Source organism: Micromonospora sp. NPDC048894 (genome assembly GCF_040649765.1).
In the GTDB taxonomy this organism is placed as follows: domain Bacteria; phylum Actinomycetota; class Actinomycetes; order Mycobacteriales; family Micromonosporaceae; genus Micromonospora; species Micromonospora antibiotica.
This window is the reverse complement of sequence record NZ_JBEZFY010000005.1, coordinates 353,243-371,483: the sequence shown is the minus strand read 5'-3', so window position 1 is coordinate 371,483 and position 18,241 is coordinate 353,243. Positions and strand designations below refer to the sequence as shown.

The following is an 18,241-nucleotide window of genomic DNA, read 5'->3' as shown; positions in this document are numbered from 1 at the left end:
GGTGGTACGCGACGCGGAGGGCGACGGGCCGGTGTCGGTCGAGCTGCGCCGGGCCTGATCCGCAGGGCCCACGGTGACCCGTCCGGGGCCGTTTTGCGGGCCCGGGGGTCGGTGCGCTACGGTTAACCAGGCGACGCGGGGTGGAGCAGCTCGGTAGCTCGCTGGGCTCATAACCCAGAGGTCGCAGGTTCAAATCCTGTCCCCGCTACTGTTCGACAGGCCCCGGAGTTTCTTCTCCGGGGCCTGTCGTTTTCTCTCTCCGGGTTCCCTCGTCGACCCACCGGTTTGTGGTTCTTCCACCGGTTCTGCTGGGCCCTTTCCGGGTTCCCACGTTCGACCCGCCGCGCAGGACAGCAGCGCCAGTCGCCGGCCGTCCCCCGGCTGAGCCCGCAGGGCACTCCGGGAGAAAGTTGCCCGTCGGGGGTGGGCAGCCCAGGATCAGATTGCGTTTACGCGCATCCTCACCGGCATGTCGCCTCTCCACCGGCAATCTGGTCCCGCTGCCCGGTGAGCGTGCCCCGACATCCCTGGAGCCGTGGAGCCGTGGTGCGGCGTGGTGGGCGGGCGTGAGCTGGGCGGATGGCGGATTGGGGGGCCGGCTGATCTCCGTCTGGCGGGTGGGTTAAGCTTATCTAGCCGACGCGGGGTGGAGCAGCTCGGTAGCTCGCTGGGCTCATAACCCAGAGGTCGCAGGTTCAAATCCTGTCCCCGCTACTGTTACGACAGGCCCCGGAGTTTACCCTCCGGGGCCTGTCGCCGTCTGTGGCCCGTCTCCGGCGACCCGCCTGTCGCCTCCGGCACCCCGGCCCAGCCCCCGGGCCCAGCTCAGCCCCCGGGCCCAGCTCAGCCCCCGGGCCCAGCTCAGCTCCGGGCGGAGCGGGCGGCGGCGGGCGGAGCTCAGCCCGGGCGGAGCTGGGCCCGGGTGGGCGGGTGCTTCGGGGTGCCGGACTTGCTCTCCTCGGTCAGGATGAGGGCATGTCTACTGGGATCAACAAGTCAACTGCCGTGACGTGGTGGGGCCGGCTGAGCGCGGTGTTCGGCGCGGTCGTCCTCTCGGTCTTCGTGCCGGTGGCCGCGTGGGCGTCCACAGGCACCGGCGAACTGGTGGTGGAGGCCGCCCGTCGCCGGTCGAGGGGCGGTGGATTCGGCGTCATCGGGCTGCTCTGCTGCCTGGTGGTGGTCGGGGGCATCGTCCTGCTGGTGGTCCTGCTGATGCGCAACCGCCGCAGCCGTCCGCCGCGCTGATCCGTCACCGGGCCCAGGCGGCCCTGACCCGTCACCGGGCCAGGGCCGCCTGGGCCCGGGCCATGAACTGGGTAGTCGCCGCCCGCGCCCCGGAGCGCCCCGCGCGGATGCTCCGGGCCGCCTCGGTGAGCAGGTCACGCACCTCGCCGTGCCCCTTCGGCGGCGGTTCGGGTGCCGGGCCCACCTGCTGGCGCAGCGCCTCACCGAGGGCGGCGACCTGCTCGGCCAGCGGATCGTCGATGGTCTGGACCACCGCCTGCCGCACCGTCAGGCTGGCCGGCAGCCCCCGTTCCACGCCGAGCAGCCGGCCCACCTCCACACTGCTGGTCAGGAAGTCGACCACGTCCGCCACCACCTGCGGATGACGGGTGCCCCGGAACCCGGCCCAGTACATCGACGCCCGGTCCCACTGGGCGGCCCGGGGGCCGGGGAAGCCGACCAGGGTCAACTCGTCGTCGCAGTAGCGCTGAAGTTCGGGCAACTGGTGGGACCAGGCGAACGACGCGGCGGTGTGCCCGGTGACGACCAGTTGTCGGGCCGGCTCGCCGCCGTCGGCCCGGTCGACCAGCGCTGCCGCCGGAGTGGCCTGCTGGCTGCGGGCCCGCTCCCAGAACTCGAACCAGTCCAGCAGCGCCGCCGAGCCGAAACCCAACTGGCGTCCCTGGTAGAACTTGGTGCCCAGGCCACGCAGCCAGAGCCACAGTGCGCGGTGGTCGCCCGACGGGTCCATCGAGCCGGCGACCCGGCCGCCGCCGGCCCGGGTCACCCGGGCCGCCCAGCTCAGGTAGTCGGCCCAGGTCATCGCGGTGGTCGGCTCGGGCTCCCCGAGCCGGCGGAGCAGAGCGCGGTTGAACACCACGGCGGCGTGGGTCTGCGCGGCCGGCACGCCGTAGACCCGGTCGTCGATCTTCCCGTAGTCCACCAGGCCGGGCGGCAGGGTGTTCAGGTTGATCCGGCCGTCGTCGACGTAGCCGCCGAGGTCCAGGAGGATGCCGCGCTGGGCGTACTCGCCGAGCATCGAGTCGTCGATCTGGAACAGGTCGGGCACGTTACCGCCGCCGGCCTGGGTGGCGAGCCGGTCGTAGTAGCCGCCCTGCCCCTGCCAGGTCACCCGGAAGGTGACCAGCGGGTTCCGGGCCGAATAGAGCCGCAGGGCCCGTTCGGTGGCCTCCGCCCGCTTGGTGCCGCCGTACCAGAAGACGGACAGCTCCACCGGGCCGTCCTGTACCGGTGACTCCTCCTCGACGCCGCACCCGCTGAGGCCGCCGGTGGCCAGCACCGGCAGCCCGAGCAGTGCACCGAGCAGCCGCCGGCGGGCCGGGTCGATGCCGGGTCGGGGCAGCGGGGGACGCACAGCGGGCAACGGGTGCTCCTGGGAAGGGGTGGGCCGGTAGCCGGATCATTCACGCAGGTGGCGCAGGTGGGTGTCAACGGGCCGGTCGGCCTGCCGGCCGCCCCGGCTCCGGGTGGGCGCACCGGCGGGCCGGGCACCCGTGGTGTACTAGGGCGCGTGGAACTTTTGCACTCGGGCAAGGTCCGGGACGTCTACACCGACGGCGACGACCTGATCCTGGTCGCCTCCGACCGGATCTCCGTCTACGACGTGGTGCTACCCACCCCGATCCCGGACAAGGGTCGGCTGCTCACCGCCCTGTCGCTCTGGTGGTTCGAGCAACTCGCCGACCTGGTGCCGAACCACGTCATCTCCGCCACCGAGGTGCCCGCCGAGTTCGCCGGTCGGGCGATCCGCTGCCGCCGGCTGGACATGGTGCCCGTCGAGTGCGTCGCCCGGGGTTACCTGACCGGCGGTGGCCGCACGGAGTACGAGCGCACCGGCGCGGTCTCCGGCGTGCCGCTGCCACGTGGCCTGGTCGAGGCGTCGATCCTGCCGGAGCCGATCTTCACCCCGTCGACCAAGGCGCCGGCCGGGGAGCACGACGAGCCGATCACCTTCGCCGAGGTGGTGGACAAGGTGGGTGCCGAGACCGCCGAACGGCTGCGCCAGATCACCCTCGACGTCTACCGGCGGGGCGCGGAACTCGCCGCCGACCGGGGCATCCTGGTCGCCGACACCAAGATCGAACTGGGCTGGGCGGCGGACGGCACCCTGGTCCTCGGCGACGAGGTGCTCACCTCCGACTCGTCCCGCTACTGGCCGGCCGAGTCGTACCAGCCGGGTCGCACCCAGTTCTCCTACGACAAGCAGTACGTCCGGGACTGGGCGACCAGCAGCGGCTGGAACAAGCAGCCCCCCGCGCCCGAGGTCCCGGCCGACGTGGTCGAGGCGACCCGGGCCCGCTACGTCGACGTCTACGAGCGGCTCACCGGCGAACGCTGGTCCTGACCCACCGTTCCCGGCCGGCGCTGCACGGGCCGGCCGGGAACAGGGTCAGTTGCCGCCCAGGACGGTCTTCGGCTCGGCCCGGTAGGAGCGGTCCTCGGCCTGCTTGCCGAGCACACCGCCACCCGGGGTCTCCACGCTGAACGCCTGCTCGTCGGTGACGATCCCCGGGCCGTCGCGGCCCTCGTCCCGGTCGTCGTGCCGCGCGGCGGTGGCCCGCCGGGGAGCCAGCTCCGGCGGCACCGGCTGCCCGCCCCGTGCCGGTCGGGGTGCCGGCCCGGCCGACGGGCGACCCCGCAACGCGCCCGGCACCTCCTCCAGCCGGGACACCCGCCCGCCGGACGGTGGCGCGGCCGGCGCGTCCAGCACCGGTGCGGTCGCCTCCGACCGGCCGTCGGCCAGCCACTCGCCGCCCGAGGCCGCCGGGCGTGCCGCGTCGCCCCGGTCACGTCGCTTCGACCGGGGCGTCCCCGGCACCGCGACACTCCTGGCCGGGTTGCCCAGCACGGACGGGGTGGTGCCCGGCCGGGTCGCCGCAGCGGCGTCGCCGGCCCGCTCCCCCGTGGCGCGGCCACCGCCGGCCGCCCGTCGAACCTCCGGACGACGGCTGTGCAACACCGGTGCGGTGGTCTCACCGGCCGGCCGGCCGAACAGGTCGGCGTCGCCGGCACCCGGGCGGACGGACCCGCGTCGCGCCTCGTCCTCCCCCTGCCCGGTGCCCGGCCGGCGGGTGCCCGGCGAGTGCGGCGCCCCCGTCGTCGAAGGGCCGCCGGCATCCCGTACCCCCGGCGGTGGGGTCGCCGCCGACGGGGCACCGGGCCGGCGAAGCCCGCCCGGCGGCGCGGCCCGGCCGCCCGTCGGTGGCGGGGTGGCGTTCGCACCGGGGGAACGCAACGACGCCTGGGGCGGCTCGGTGACTCCCGGCGCTCCGGCACCACCGCGCAGCACCCCGCTGCGCAACCCACCCCGCTCACCGGTGAGCCCGTCCAGGCCCGGCGGCCGGACCAGCCCGGCCCGGCCCACCCCGGCGGCGTTGGCATTGGCGTTCACGCCGCTCAACCCGGGTGAACCGGTGGGCAGGCCGGGTGGCGGCGCGACCAGCGGCGGCGCGACCACCGGCGGCGGCGTCACGGCGGGACCCGCCCGCTCGTCGGTGCCGGGCGTAGGAACCGGCGCCCCGGTCTCCGGCGGCGGCCTGAGGGTGTCCAGCACCTGCCGGGCCAACTGATCCGGATCGGTCGGGGTGGGTCGGGGCACCGCCCGCACCGGAGTCGAGGGCTGGTTAGTCCCGCCGGGCGGACGCACACCGGGCGGCCCCACCGGTGGCGGCACGCCGACCGGCCCGCGCCACGGCGGGTGACCGACCGGGTTGAGCACCGCGTCCATCGGGAAGAACGGCGGACCGTGCCCGCCGCTGACCTTGCTCAACGTCTCGACGTAGTCGTCGGCGGTACGTCGGGCCAACTCCTGCGCCCGGCGGTTGAACTCCTGCTGTTTCTCCTGGACCGCCTCGGCCTCGGCCGCCTGGATGCCCTTCTCGCCGTCGTACAGACCCAGGGTGAAGCCCTGCTTGAAACCCTCGGAGAACTGCGTCCAGCCGTCGGAGTTCTTAGCGTCGTCGATGGCCTCCCGGTATTCCGTCCAGAGCCGCTCCATCTCCGCCCGGGAGTCGCGGGCGATGCCGACCATCGCCCGCAGCGCGGTCACGTTGTGCTGGGCCGCGTCCATCCACTCGTCGAGGTACGCCAGCGTCTTGCCCGGCCCCGCCTTGAGGAACGCGTCGCGGGCCTGCGGGGACTTCCAGTGCTCGTCGTGCAGGGTCTGGCTGGCGGACAACAACTGCTGGTGGATGCTCTGCAACAGGTTGTAGGCGTTCTGCCACTGGTCGGCCAGCGCCGAGATGTCCTCCGGGTGCTGCCCCAGCACCTGCTGACGGACCGCCTCGATGGTGGCCCCGCCCTCGCCGCCCGGTGCCGGGGTGAACTTCAGGTCCCGGTTCTCCGGCGGCATGACGTACCGGGTGCCCTCGCCGCGCGGGCCACCGTGCGCGTACGTGGCCTGGGCACCCCAGTAGTCGGCCATGGTGTCCTCCCCGGGCTCAGATGCCGTAGTCGTGCTGCTTGATCTCGTCCAGCGCCCGCTTGGCGGGGGAGTCGGTCAGCTCGGCCGGGTCCACGCCCTCGGTGTCCTGACCGATGTGCAGTTCCTGCGTGACGGTGCCCTTGCCGTCGGTCGTGGTGATCGTGTGCGTCCCGTCGGCGTGCTGCGCGTCGACCCGGGTGGCGGTCGGCTTGTTCCCGGCGTCGAGCTGCTCGCTGGTCACCGTGTGACCGCCGTCGACGCCGTACGACGTGGTCTCCCGGCTGCCGCCGGTGCGCCGGCCCTCGGCGTCGGTGTTGGTGGTGGTGACCACCGTCGAGTTGCCGGTGACGACCGTGGTCGTCCGGCTGGTGCTGCTGTCGAGCACCTTGCCGGTGGCGTCGGCCGTGGTGGTGACCGTCTCGGTGCCCACGCCACCGGGCAACGACCGCTGCACGATGGTGCGCACCACGCCGCCGGGGCCGAGCGCGGTGAAGGTGATGCTGCCGTCCGGGGCGACCCGGGGCTGACCCTGGTCGACGAACTGCTCGGGGGTCGGCGCGGCGTTGGCCTGACCGCTCGACACCGTTTCGAGGTACTGGTCCCACCAGGTCTTGCCGGAGACGAACGGCGGCAGCCCGGCCGGACGTGGCGCGTCGGCCTCGCCGAAGGCGAACCGGACCGCGTCCAGCGAGGCCGCCGACCAGCCGTCGGTGTTGGCGTAGGCGTCCGCCACCGTCTGCGCGGCCATGCCGATGTTGGTCAGCGCCGCACCCAGGTAGGTCAGGTACTGCTGGAACTCGGCGTAGTTCAGGGTGAGCTGGGTGCGGACGTAGACGCCCTCGGGTAGCGCGGCGCCCTCCCAGGCGCGATGCGGCAACTGGCCGAGCTGGCTCAACCGGCCACCGTGGCTCTGCAGGTTCTCCTGGATGACGACCATGTTCTTGCCGTAGTCGACCAGCCCGTCCGGATCGACGTCGACGGGTTTCTGATCGCCCAGCCAGTCGGTCCGGGTGTTCTGTTCGGTCTCGTGCTGGTACGGGTTGCTGCCGCCCGTGCTGCCGTCGTCCTCGGCCACCGAACCTCCCCTGGTGCGGCGGGCCCCCGCCCGAGTGTCACCGGAAAACGCCCCGAGCGTAACCGCTGCCGACCACCGCCGGGACCCGGTATCGCCGCTGTCGCCACCCCGACCAGCCACTCTGGACGTAGTGAGGTAGCCCGATTCGTTACGGGGCGCTACCGTCAGGGTCGGCCACGACGGCCACCACCATCGAGGGGACGCTTCCCTGACCGGGGGGCGCAAGCAGAGGAGCGGGTGAGTCCACCTTGACCGACACTCCTGGACTGGGTCAGGTTCACGCCACCCAGGATCAGCTGAACCAGATGGCGACGCGCTGCAACGACACCGGAGAGGGCCTCGCGCTGGGCATGGCACGGCTCATCGAGCGGGTGCAGGCCCTGGGCGGCAGCGGCATGCGCGGCTCGGCGAACAACGCGCTTCAGGACGTCTCCGTGCAGCTCAACGACGGCCTGAAGAAGATCATCTCGGCGCTCGACGAGCTGTCCGGCAAGATGACCAGCGCCGCCACCCAGTACGGCATGAACGACGAGGACGCCGCGACCGAGATCCGCCAGGCCGCCGCCGAGACCGGCGACGCCAGCGTGATGAGCATCCTGCGCGGCTGACGCCGCCGGTATCCGCCGCGGCCGCGTCGACCCTCCCGGGCGACCCGTGCCGCTGTGACCAGCGAAAGGTGACCCCCCAGTGAGCAGTCCCATCACCTACAACTTCGCCCAGATCTCCGACGTGGCCACCGCCATCGGCACCTACCAGGGCCAGATGGACGGCAGCCTCCAGGACCTCTACACCCAGTTCACCCAGCTCTTCGCGCAGGACTGGCAGGGGCCGGCGGGGCAGGCGTGCGACGAGGCCCGGCAGAAGTGGAACCAGGGCGCCACCGAGATCAAGGAGGCGCTGACCCGGGTCGGCGTGAAGCTCGGCGCGTCGGCCGAGCGGATGCAGCAGGTCGACCAGCAGATCGCCGCCGGTATGTGACCGTCCGGTCCGACGCCCTCCCGGCCGGAGGGCGTCGGACCGGCGGGGCGGCCGGGGCCGGGTCGGCCCGGTTAGGCTGCCCGGCGGAAGGGACCTCGGGGGAGGGACGATGGAGGAACGACCGAACTTCGGCGCGTTGACCGCCATGATCGGTGACCTCAAGAAGGCCTGGTCCGGAATGGACGACGTGCAGCGTCGGATGCTCCGGGTGACCGGCACCGCCTGGTCGGACGACCGCACCGTCAAGGCGGTCGTCGGCCCCCGGGGGCACCTGCTGGAGCTGGACATCGACCCGCGGGTGTTCCGCAACCCCAACTCCAAGGCGCTGGCCGCCACCATCGTGGCGACCGTGCGGCTCGCCGTGGAGGACGCCGCCGAGCAGTCCAAGGAGATCCTCGACGGCAGCATCGCCCCCGACCTGCGCCGGATGTCCCCCGGTGGGGCCCAGTTGGAGAAGCTGCTGCACAGCCACGACGCCGACGTGCGCCTGAAGGGGGACGACGATGAGTAGCTTCGTCGAGATCAGGACGAGCGTCGCCGACATCCTCGGCATCGCCAACCGGCTCCGGATCAACGGGCAGTCGATGTCCACCGCGATGGACGGCAAGCTCGGCGCGATCACCACGCTGGAGGCCGCGCCCGGGACGCTGCCGCGCGACGAGTTCACCGAGGAGTTCCTCAAGACGTACCACAAGTCGGTCGAGGTCTCCGGCGGTGGTGGGCAGCAGATGAACGAGGCGATCAAGGCCACCGTGCCCAAGCTCGGCGAGGCGATGGACAAGCTCGGCGCGTACGTGGCCGACGCCATGTGGAGCTACACCGGCACCGACGACGACAACGCCACCGACATCGACCGGGCCGGTGGCCGGCGCTGACCCGAGGCGGCCGGCCGGGGGACCCGACGGTGCCGGGGAGGACCCCGCGTGAGCGAGAGTGACCACGCCCTCGCCGAGATCCTGGAGTGGTTCTCCGACCTCGAAGCCGCCATCCCGGGCGTCCGCTCCACCGTCGGTGAGATCCTCATCGGCAAGATCCCCGAGTCGGACATCGACGCCGTCTATGAGCTTTCCGACGCCTGGGGTGCCGCGACGCAGGAACTCGCGGCCTTCTACGAGGAGGCGGTGCACGCCGCCGACGGCATCCTGACCAACTGGAGCGGCGACGGGGCCGCCGAGGTGTTCACCCGGGAATGGTTGTCCTACCTGGAGTCGCTCGCCGGCACGGTCGACACCCTCGCGTCCATGGAGGAGGCGGTACAGAGCTTCGGCCTCCAGGTCGAGCTGATGAAGTTCATGGCCCTGCTCGGCCTGATCATGCTCGCCGTCTCGCTGTTCATGCTGGTCGCCGCCGCCATCCCGTCGCTCGGCCTGTCCACCGCCGGCATCCCGGGGGCGTTCGCCGCCTGCCGGGCCGCGATCGGAGCCGCCGCCACCAACGCCGTACGGGCCATCGGCAGCATCTCCGTCCGCGCCGCCCTCGCCGAGGTGACCGCGCTGCTGACCCGTACCCTGCCGACCCTGGTGCGGACCCAACTGCCGAACCTGGTCCGCACCCAGGTCCCCCGGCTGGTCACCACCCAGCTGCCGCGCTTCGCGCGGACCCAGGTCCCCGCCTTCGTCCGGCAGACCCTGCCGACGGTGATCCGGCAGGGTGCCGGCACCCTGGCCCGCAACACCCTGCCGCGCAACGTCATCGCCCGGTCGGTCGCCGACCGGATGGCCGGTCAGTGGCTGCGCGGCGTCACCAACCGGGAACTGCTGCGTCAACTCGGCCGGGAGGCCGGGCTGGAATCCCGACGGCTGGCCGGGCGCAGCCTGCTCGCCGCCCGCAACCAGCTCGCCCGGGAGATCGAGGAACAGTTGCTGCGCAAGTTCGGTGCCCGGGTCGGCACCGACCTCGCCACCCGTGGCGGCGTACGCCTGGCCGGCACCGAGGCTTTCGAGCAGCTCAGCCGGGCCACCCTGAGCCAGTACGCGACCCGTGAGATCGCCACCACCACCTTCGGCCGGGAGCTGACGAGGTACCTGGGTCAGCGGGTGGCGTTCGGGGCGGGATTCATGGGCGGCGGCAACCTGCTGGGCCAGATGTACCAGATCGCCGGGGGCGAACGGGCCAGCCTCGACCTCGGTCAGCTCGGCGTCTCCACCGTCCAGGGTGGGCTGTTCGGGGCGTCCATGTTCGGCGGCATCCCCGGCCATGTCATCGGCGGTGGGGTCACCGGCGCCCTGGTGACCGGCGCGACCGACGCCGCGCAGGGGAAGTTCGACCTGCAGAACGCGCTGCACGGCGGCGCGGAGGGGGCCAAGGCCGGCGTCATCTTCGGTGCGCAGAACAAACTGGACACCGTCCGGGTCGGCGGTACGAACCTGCGGATCGGGCGCGACGTGATGGTGCTCCCCGAGGGGATGGCCGCCGTCGACCGGGCCGCCGGCCTGCGGGTCACCTACAGCGAACGGGGCGCGATCTGGGCCCACGTCGACGGCGACGGCCAACGGTTCGACGGCGGGGCCATCGCCGCCGACGGCACCGTGCTCGCCCGCGACGGCGTCCGGTCGCCCGACCCGACGGTGGTCGACGGCGACGGGCCCACCCCCGGCGGCCCGGGTGGCCCGCACCCGCCGCGGCCCGAGCTGCCCCCGGCCGACCTGCCGCAACGCACCGACCTGGTGGGCGGCACCGGAGGCGGGGACGGCGGCGGCCCGCGCCAGCCCACCCACCCGACACCGGTACGCAGCCCGGAGGGGGGAGTGCGACCTGCCGGGCCGCTCCGGCCGGCCGGTGAGTGGGCTGCCGGTGAGCAGACCACCCGGTCGGCGACTGCCGACACCCCGCCGCAGCGCAGCGGAAGTCCACCCGACGGCAGCCCCACCCGCCCCGCCGCCGACCCGCCCCGCCGCGACCCTGACCCGCCCCGTCACGATCCTGATCTGGTCCGTCCCGTCCTTGAGCCGGCCCGTCACGATCCTGACCCGGCCCGTCACGACCCTGACCTGGTCCGCCGTGACCAGGTTGACGGCCCGCCCCCACCGTCCGTCCGCACCGAGTCGTCGCCGACCACAGGGGGCGGTGGGCCGGCCAGCGGCGGGGGCCGGGTCGACCGGGCCGACTGGGAGCGGGTCGCGCCCGGCCGGACCGGAGAGGACCTGGACAACTCGTGGCCGAGGAGAACCGGTGATGGCGATTCTGGTGGAGTTCGAACTGGTCCGGGAGGACAGTCGGGAGATCGAGTACAGGTTCGGCTACCCGGAGAAGAACCGTCGGCTGGTCATCCAGAAGGGGTCCCGGAAGGGGCCGGTCCTGGACGGGCCGGCGGACATGCGGTACCGGAAGGCGTACGGCAGGATCCTGCGGATGCAGGCCGAAACGGCGAGCTGGCCGCCGGGGGGCAGCTACGCGGCGTAGCGCAGGGACACGTCCCGGTCGAGCTGGTGCCGGCCGGGTCGCACCCGATCGGGCCCTCGGTGCCGCTGCCCGAGGTGGTGCGGTCGACGTTCGACGGGCACGTCGGTCAGCTGCTGGCCGGCCGGGCCGCCGGGCCGGTGGACCAGCCGCACCGGGCGAGCTGGGACGAGTCGTCCCGGCTGCTCACCGTCGAGTACCCGGACGGGCTCCGCGTCGGGGTGGTGCTCCAGGTCAACTCGGCGCTACCACCTGGGCAACCGGTGGTGCTGCGGCCGGGAATGACGGTCGAGCACGGGCAGTGGGTGCAGCGGGACCCGGCCGGGGTCGTCCTGCCGGAGCACCTGCCGGCCGACCCGGCCGCGCGGGCCGCCTTCGTCGACAGGCAACTCGGCGACGCCTGGCGCACCCTCCACCACGAGATCCACCAGGTGCTCGACCGTCCCGTCGAGCCCGGCCGGTCCGGGATGCCGGCGGAGGGCGTGCCGGCGGAGGGCGTGCCGGCGGAGGGCGTGCCGGCGGAGGGCGTGCCGGCGGAGGGCGTGCCGGCGGAGGGCGTACCGGAAGGGGGACGGGACGGGGCGACGCCGCCGGACGGGCCGACGCGACCCGGACCGGCGCGGACGCCGCCGGAGCCGTCGCTTGCGGCGCTGGAGGCACCGGTGCGGCCCGACCCGCCGGTGCTGGACGCCGACGCGGTCGGTTTCCGGGACGCCACCGCCCCCGCGCCGGCACCGCCGACGCCGCTGACCCCGGACACCGTGCGCGGCCTGCTCGCCGGCGACCCGGCGACCCCCGGGCAACTGCGGGACTGGGCCCGGGAACACCTCGCGGTACGCCAGCAGGACGGCTCCTACCTGCCGCGCAGCCAGGCGGAGATCGACGCCGTGGTGGCCCGGCTGCGCGCGGAGACGACCGCGCTGGTCGCGCAGCGCACCCCGGCCGACCCGAACGCCGCACCACCCGCCGCCGTGCCGGATACCGCCACACCCCGGACCGTCGACGTGCCGTCGGACGGGCCGTCACGGGCCGGCGACGAGCTGCCGATCAGCCAGGAACTCGCGCCGAGCGGCAACTTCCCCGCCCACCGCACCCGGACCGGCGCGGAACTGCCCGAGCAGGTGCACGAGCTGGTGGGCAGAGCCAAGGAGCACCTGCTCGCCCGGTACCCGCAGGCGGCGGTCGCCGGCCGGCTCGCCGACCTCGACGCGGTGGCCGGGCAGGCCGACCGGTTGCAGGCGGCCGCCGACCGGGCCCGCGACGGCGGCCCGCTCGGTGACGTCGTGCGGGAGGTACGCGCGCTGAGCCGGGCGGTCGACGGGTACGCCGACCGCTACCGCGACTGGCGGGACTTCTCCCGGGGCGGGGAACACGCCGACCCGGGCTGGCGGGACCTGGACGGGGTGGACCCGCTCAACTCCGTCGAGATGGCGCACCGGGTGGTCAGCGTGGACCCGGTCACCCACCGGTTCCACGTCATCGACCAGGCGATCGCGGTGGCGAAGATCGGTGACGTGCTCGGGCCGGCGTTCGAGCGGCACGCGGCCGACACCTTCGAACGCGTCATCCCGAAGGACCCCGACTCCGCCCGTGCCCTGGTGCCGGCCGAGGCGTACACGCCCGCCCTCGAACAGTGGATCGCGCAGGGTGCGCGTGGTGGTTTCGACTCCCGGCACGGGCTGACCTTCGTCGCTGCGGAGGACGGCGGGCAGCCGCGACCGATCAGTGCCCTCGCCGCGACCGTGCTGCACGAGGGCATGCACCGCCTCCAACCGAACCCGGACCACATCGGGTCGCACCTGCTCGAAGCGGTGGCCGAGGGCCGGCTTCCGCGTACCGCGCGGGACGAAGTCCTGGTCAGCCTCCGCTTCGAGGGTGAGTTCCAGGCGTTCACCGTGCAGCAGCAGTTCCTGCGGGGGCTCGCCGGATTCCGTTCGGCCGACCATTCCGCAGACCCGCGCCTGCCGCGCTCCGACGGCTACCGGTCGCTGGCCGACCTCACCCCCCGGCAGCTCCAGGAGTACGTAACCAGCCGCTACGTCGCGCCCACCAGCCGGTCGGCACTCTCCCCGGACATGCTCCGGCGGCTCGCCGAGCTGCCGCCGGAGAGCTTCGTGGAACGAGCGCGGCAGGCGATCGAGGAGGCCACCCACCCCCTGGCGGAGCAGCGGCGACAGGGAACCCTCCACGGCCCGATGAGCCGTGATGTCGCCGAACGGTTCGGCCTCGACCTGGACGCCCTGGGCAGGGAACAGGCGGCGCGGGTGGAACCGCCCCTGCGTGACCGGGGTGGCTCTGCCCCGACCGTTCACCAGGACCCCGCCGCACCCCCGCCGCTCGCGGAGTGGGGTCCCGGGGGCCGGGCGGACCGTCCCGGGTTCCACCCGTCCGATCCGGCCCCCGAACGGCCCCGGGGTGGGCTGCGGCGCATCGTCGACCGGGTCGCCGGTGTGTTCCGGTCGACGGAGGAACCTCCGCCGGCCCCGGAGGGGCAGGGCCGGCCCCGGGGCGACGATCCGCAGAGGGCTCCGGCCGGGTGGTCGGAACCGGTCGACCGGCAGCCTCCCGGTGAGCCGCGACCGTGGGCCTCCGACGGTTCCCGGTCGCACCGGGAGGCGACGGGGGAGGCCGGACCCGCCCGGGGTGGGCTGCGCCCGCCCGGCCCGGCGGTGGATGCCGCCACCCTGCTACGCGCCGAGGAACGACGGTACGCGCTGGAGGAGCTGCGTGCCGCGACGGACCCGATCGACCAGGCACGGCTCCGTGCGGAGCTGGACCGGTTCGACGCCGACCTCGCCCGGCGCGGGTATCCCGTCCACCAGTTGGAACCGGTCCCCGAGGCTCCCCAGCCGCAGGACTCTCCGCACGTCGACGGACGCGACCACTCCCGTCACGACGAGCTCTGGACCGACCGTCGGTGGCGGCAGGAGGACCGCCGACCGTCGCTGGACGAACTGCTCCCCTCCTCCGACGAGGAGGTGGCGGCCTGGTCGGACGTCGTCCGCGCGGAGGTCGCCGCCCAGTTGGACGGGCGTGAGTTCGCCGGCCTGCGGATTCGCGTCGACCTGGCCGACGAGTACAGCGTCGGTGTGCACCGGGACCAGGTGATCGTCCGGGCCGACATCGTCGATCCGGAACGTGGCAGCGTCGGGCGGGTCGTGCGGGTGTTCCAGCGCGACCACGACGGCAGTCTCTTCGTGGAGCACACCTCGCTGCGGCTCGCGGAGAGTGTGCAGGGTCGGGGCTTCGCCCGGGAGTGGAACGCCTACCTGGAGGACTGGTACCGGGAGTCGGGCGTGCAGCGGATCGAGGTGCACGCCGCCTCCACCGTCGGCGGGTACGCGTGGGCGCGCGACGGGTACGACTGGGCGCCGGACACCGGGCACCGGGCGAACGCCGTGCTGGACCGGCTCCGGGCCGAACTGCGCGAGGTGGACGCCGACATCGCGCTGGCCGGCCGCCCCACCGACGGCCCCGTCGACCCCGACCGGCTCCGGGCGCGTTACGGCACCACCGATCCGCAGCGGGTGCTCGCCGAGGCGTACCGGCAGCGGGAGGCGGGGCGGGAGATCCTGGACCGGGCGGCCCGGCACCCCTTCGGCAGCAGCCGGTATCCGACCCCGTTCGAGATCAGCCAGGCCGGCTGGGGGGAACACCACCAGGGGCGGGACGCCTCGTGGATCGGCAAGCGGGCCCTGCTCGGCGCGGACTGGAAGGGCGTCAAGCCGGTCAGCGACACCGGCCCGCTGCACCCCCGCTCGGCGTACACCGTCGGGTTGCCCCGGGTGCCCGACCCGTCGGCGATCCACGGCCTGCTCAGCGGCGGCCATCCGCCGGTCACCGCGGCCCGCGTCCCCGACGCGCAGTTCCACGGGTACGGCCGGGACACCCCCGAGCCGGAGCTGGTACGGCAGCTCGGCGACGACGCCCTGCGGCAGACCATGGGCCGGTTGCCGGCCGACAGCCCGCTGCGGGACGTACGGCTGGAGTTGACCGCCGTGCCGGCGGACGCGCTGCCCGACGGCGCGGTGGCCCGGTCGGTGCCGGTCGACGCGGCCGGCCGGGACCTGCCGCACGGCACCGTCCCGCCGGACGGGGGAGGGTGGCGGATCGAACTGTCCGACCGGGCGGCGGACGTCACCGTGGCGCGGGCCGTCGCCCACGAGGCCGCCGAGCTGACCGCGATCAGCGAGCGGGCGGCCGGTGGGCTGGACCCGTTCGCCCCGGACGCGTTGACCCCCGGGGCGCTGGCCGACGGCGTCGGCCTGAGCCCGCACGACCTGGGCCGGCTGGCCGAGGCGGAGGTGCTGGCCGACCTGCTGCACGACCCGGCGCAGGCGGCGTACGCCCGCACCGAACTGCGGGCCCTGCGCGACCATCTCGGGCTGCACCCGGACGATCCGGGCCTGGCGACCCGGCTGCGGTTGCTCGACGGGCGGCTGAGCGACGCCGGCCGGGAGGCGCTCGTCGGCGCCGACCCGCCGGCCCGGACTCCGACGCTGCGGATGCTCGGCTTCGCCGAGGGGGTCGCCCCCGGCGGGACGGTGCACCGGGTGGCCGAGGCCCTCGGTGGGCGCGGCGACGAGCTGAGGATCCGGGTGCCGGGGGCGCAGCCGTCCACGCCGGCCCCCGGGGTGCGGGTGTTCGGCGCCGATCCCGTCCCGGGCGTCACCGGGCCGCTGAGCCCGCTGCTGCGCCCGGACGGGCTGCCCGGCGACGTGGACGTGCTGGTCGGCCACGGGCAGACGGCGGGCATCGCGGACGTCCGGCGGGACGCCTATCCGGACGCCACGGTCGTGCAGCTCCTCGACCGGGTGCCGACCGACCCGGAACACCTGCGGGTGCTGTCCCGGGCGGACCTGGTGGTGGCCGTCGGCCCGGACGTGGCGGACGGGCTGCGGCAGGGGCTGACCGGGCTGGGCGGGCGGATGCCGGAGATCCGCGAGGTGACGCCGGGGTTCGTGCCCCGTCCGGTGCCGCCCGCCGGTGACGGCCCCGGCGCAGGCCCGAGGCTCCTGGTGTACGACGGCGACTCGGCCGCCCACCGCCAGGCCGCCCGGGTGGTGGCCGAGTTGCGGTCCCGGGGTCTGGACGGTACCCGGCTGGTGGTGACCAGTGTGGAGTCCGACCCCGGCGTGCGGCAGGTGCTGAGCCGGGAGTTGAGCACGCTCGCCGGCACGTTCGTGGAGGTCCGTGCGCTGCCGACGGAGGCGGAAGCGGTCACCGCGACGTTCCACGCGGCGGACGTCGTGCTGGCGTCGTCCCGGGGCGGCTACGACCCCGGATTTGTCCTCGCCGCCGAGCACGGCGTCCCCGTCCTGGTCGACGGCGCGACCGGTGCCGGCCGGCTGCTCACCGACCCCGACCGGGTCCCGGCCGGCCTGGGTCGGGACTCCGTGGTCGACGAACCCCGGTCCGCCCCCACCGCCTGGGCGGACCGCGTCCAGGGGCTGACCGACCACGCCGTCGCCGGCCGCGAGCGCGCGCTGGAGCTGCGGCGGCACCTCACCGGACGGTTCGGACCGGAGGTGACCGCGCAGGTCGTGCACGACGGCCTGGCGGCGGCCGGGGTGCGGGGCGGCCGGGTCGCCGACGGCGACTGGTTCGGCGAACTCTCCCCGTACGAGGTGGTACGTCGGAACCCGGCCCCGAGCGGGGAGACCGCCGGGCGGCTGCGGGTGATGACCACCTGCACCGAGTGGCACTCGAAGCTCGGCGGGGTGCCGACGGCCAACCGGGAGCTGACCGAGGCGTTCGCGGCGGCCGGGGCGCAGGTGCACGCGCGGGTGTCCGCGGTCGACCCTGACCAGCCGGAACTGGTCCGGGAACGCGTCGCCGACAACCTGGAGGTGACGGGCGTACGGCCGGTGTGGGGGGTGCTGGACGCCAAGGGCCTGCCCGACACGCGGGCGCTGCTGATGCTCTTCGAGAACCTGCCGCCCGAGGTGGACGTCGTGGTCGGCCACTCGCGGTTCAGCGGTGGCGTGGCCCGGCTGCTGGTGGAGCAGCTCTACCCCGGGGCCCGCTACGTCCACGTGCTGCACACCGCGCCGGAGGTGCTCGACGGTCTGCGGGGCAACCCGGGTGAGGGTCTCGGACACGCCGAGACGGAACGTCGCCTGATGGCCGGTGCCGACCTGGTGACCGGGTTGGGTCCGCTGCTCGGTCAGGAGGCGGCCCGGCTGGCCGGTGAGGGGACGGCCCACCCGCCCCGGACCCACGAGATCGTCTCGGACATGCCCCGCCTGCCGGGCGAGCCGGCCGTCCGGCCGGCCGACAAGGTGGGCTTCGACCTGGTCGTCCAGGGTCGCGCCACCGACCCGATCAAGGGCATCGACTTCGCCGCGAAGCTGATCCGTCACCTGCGTGCCGAGGGGGTCGACGTCCGGCTCACCGTGCGCGGTGCGCCCCCCGCCGACGTCGCGGCGCAGACCGAACGGCTCGCCCACCTCGCCGGGACCGAGATCCGGGTGCTGCCGTTCGTGAAACCGGGCAGCCCGGAGCTGATGACCGACCTGTACACCGCCGACCTGGTGCTGATGCCGTCGATCCACGAGGGCTTCGGCCTGGTGGCCAGTGAGGCCGCCCGGGCCGGGGTGCCCGTGCTGGTCGGCGAGGGCACCGGCGCGGGCCTGTTCTTCGGCGACCCGAGGTACGTGCCGGCAGCCCTGGGCGAGGCGGCCACGGTACGGGACGGGGTCACCGTCGCCGCGTGGCGGAGCGGACTCGCGGCGATCACCCGCCCGGACGGCACGGTCGACCCGGCGGACCAGCGGGCGCTGCTGGACCGGGTGGCCGACGAGCGGGTCCCGGTGTGGGCCGAGCACGTGCAGCGGCTCCTGGGCGAGCTGTCGACCCAGCGTGACCGGGCGCTCGACCTGCGCCGCTACCTCGACGTCAGGTATCCGCCGGGCAACGCGGCCCGGGAGCTGCTGGAGGTGTTGTCACGCCCGACGGAAGCCGGGTCCCACCCGGGGCCGGTGTCCCGTCCGGATGCCGGGTCCCGCCCGGACTCCGCCGGCACCGGGTCCGGGCACGACGGCGACGCCGACGCGCCGACGCCCGACGTGCCGTCTCCCGACGTCGACCGTCCGGCGTCGGGCCGCTAGCGTGGGGACGGA

10 protein-coding genes and 2 tRNA genes are annotated in these 18,241 nt (G+C 74.3%); 9 read left to right on the top strand and 3 right to left on the bottom strand.

Annotated elements, in window-relative coordinates; all coding sequences use genetic code 11:
* The first annotated feature begins 134 nt into the window (after window positions 1–134).
* The 3 genes from AB0C22_RS13780 (at window position 135) to AB0C22_RS13770 (ending at window position 1,245) form a co-directional block, all read left to right on the top strand.
* A tRNA-Met gene (locus tag AB0C22_RS13780) sits at window positions 135–208 on the top strand.
* Between the two features lie 432 nt (window positions 209–640).
* Window positions 641–714: transfer RNA gene (locus AB0C22_RS13775), tRNA-Met, on the top strand.
* Window positions 715–975: 261 nt separating this feature from the next.
* The gene (locus AB0C22_RS13770; protein ID WP_208568077.1) at window positions 976–1,245 is read left to right on the top strand and encodes a hypothetical protein; all 270 of its coding nucleotides are present in this window, start codon (window positions 976–978) and stop codon (window positions 1,243–1,245) included.
* 31 nt (window positions 1,246–1,276) lie between these two features.
* On the opposite strand, the gene AB0C22_RS13765 is transcribed toward AB0C22_RS13770, so the two are convergent.
* Window positions 1,277–2,599 carry an extracellular solute-binding protein gene (locus tag AB0C22_RS13765; protein ID WP_219470356.1) on the bottom strand — a complete coding sequence of 441 codons (1,323 nt, stop codon included), beginning with the start codon at window positions 2,597–2,599 and terminating at the stop codon, window positions 1,277–1,279.
* Window positions 2,600–2,755: 156 nt separating this feature from the next.
* Here AB0C22_RS13765 and AB0C22_RS13760 point away from each other — a divergent pair, with 156 nt between their 5' ends.
* Window positions 2,756–3,589 (top strand): phosphoribosylaminoimidazolesuccinocarboxamide synthase, encoded by an 834-nt coding sequence (locus AB0C22_RS13760; protein ID WP_219464579.1) that lies wholly within the window; start codon window positions 2,756–2,758, stop codon window positions 3,587–3,589.
* Between the two features lie 45 nt (window positions 3,590–3,634).
* On the opposite strand, the gene AB0C22_RS13755 is transcribed toward AB0C22_RS13760, so the two are convergent.
* Window positions 3,635–5,668, bottom strand: coding sequence for a hypothetical protein (locus AB0C22_RS13755; RefSeq protein WP_357535137.1), 2,034 nt, complete (start codon window positions 5,666–5,668; stop codon window positions 3,635–3,637).
* Between the two features lie 16 nt (window positions 5,669–5,684).
* On the bottom strand, window positions 5,685–6,743 hold the full coding sequence (locus AB0C22_RS13750) for a hypothetical protein (protein WP_219464575.1): 1,059 nt from the start codon (window positions 6,741–6,743) through the stop codon (window positions 5,685–5,687).
* A 248-nt stretch (window positions 6,744–6,991) separates the two neighbouring features.
* On the opposite strand from AB0C22_RS13750, the gene AB0C22_RS13745 reads away from it, so the two are divergent.
* From AB0C22_RS13745 to AB0C22_RS13725, 5 genes are all read left to right on the top strand, one after another.
* On the top strand, window positions 6,992–7,351 hold the full coding sequence (locus tag AB0C22_RS13745) for a WXG100 family type VII secretion target (RefSeq protein WP_244252578.1): 360 nt from the start codon (window positions 6,992–6,994) through the stop codon (window positions 7,349–7,351).
* A gap of 79 nt (window positions 7,352–7,430) precedes the next feature.
* Complete coding sequence (locus tag AB0C22_RS13740) at window positions 7,431–7,721, top strand: WXG100 family type VII secretion target (protein WP_088644222.1); 291 nt, start codon at window positions 7,431–7,433, stop codon at window positions 7,719–7,721.
* A gap of 109 nt (window positions 7,722–7,830) precedes the next feature.
* On the top strand, window positions 7,831–8,232 hold the full coding sequence (locus AB0C22_RS13735) for a YbaB/EbfC family nucleoid-associated protein (RefSeq protein WP_219464573.1): 402 nt from the start codon (window positions 7,831–7,833) through the stop codon (window positions 8,230–8,232).
* Complete coding sequence (locus AB0C22_RS13730) at window positions 8,225–8,596, top strand: hypothetical protein (protein ID WP_208568082.1); 372 nt, start codon at window positions 8,225–8,227, stop codon at window positions 8,594–8,596. The genes AB0C22_RS13735 and AB0C22_RS13730 overlap by 8 nt, the downstream gene beginning before the upstream one ends.
* Before the next feature lie 48 nt (window positions 8,597–8,644).
* Window positions 8,645–18,229 (top strand): glycosyltransferase, encoded by a 9,585-nt coding sequence (locus AB0C22_RS13725; protein ID WP_357535134.1) that lies wholly within the window; start codon window positions 8,645–8,647, stop codon window positions 18,227–18,229.
* Window positions 18,230–18,241 lie beyond the last annotated feature (12 nt).

Bases quoted from the DNA above. Each gene is read 5' to 3' on its own strand.
- AB0C22_RS13770 (WP_208568077.1), top strand. From the start codon at position 976: ATGTCTACTGGGATCAACAAGTCAACTGCCGTGACGTGGTGGGGCCGG.
- AB0C22_RS13755 (WP_357535137.1), bottom strand. From the start codon at position 5,668: ATGGCCGACTACTGGGGTGCCCAGGCCACGTACGCGCACGGTGGCCCG.
- AB0C22_RS13735 (WP_219464573.1), top strand. From the start codon at position 7,831: ATGGAGGAACGACCGAACTTCGGCGCGTTGACCGCCATGATCGGTGAC.
- AB0C22_RS13730 (WP_208568082.1), top strand. From the start codon at position 8,225: ATGAGTAGCTTCGTCGAGATCAGGACGAGCGTCGCCGACATCCTCGGC.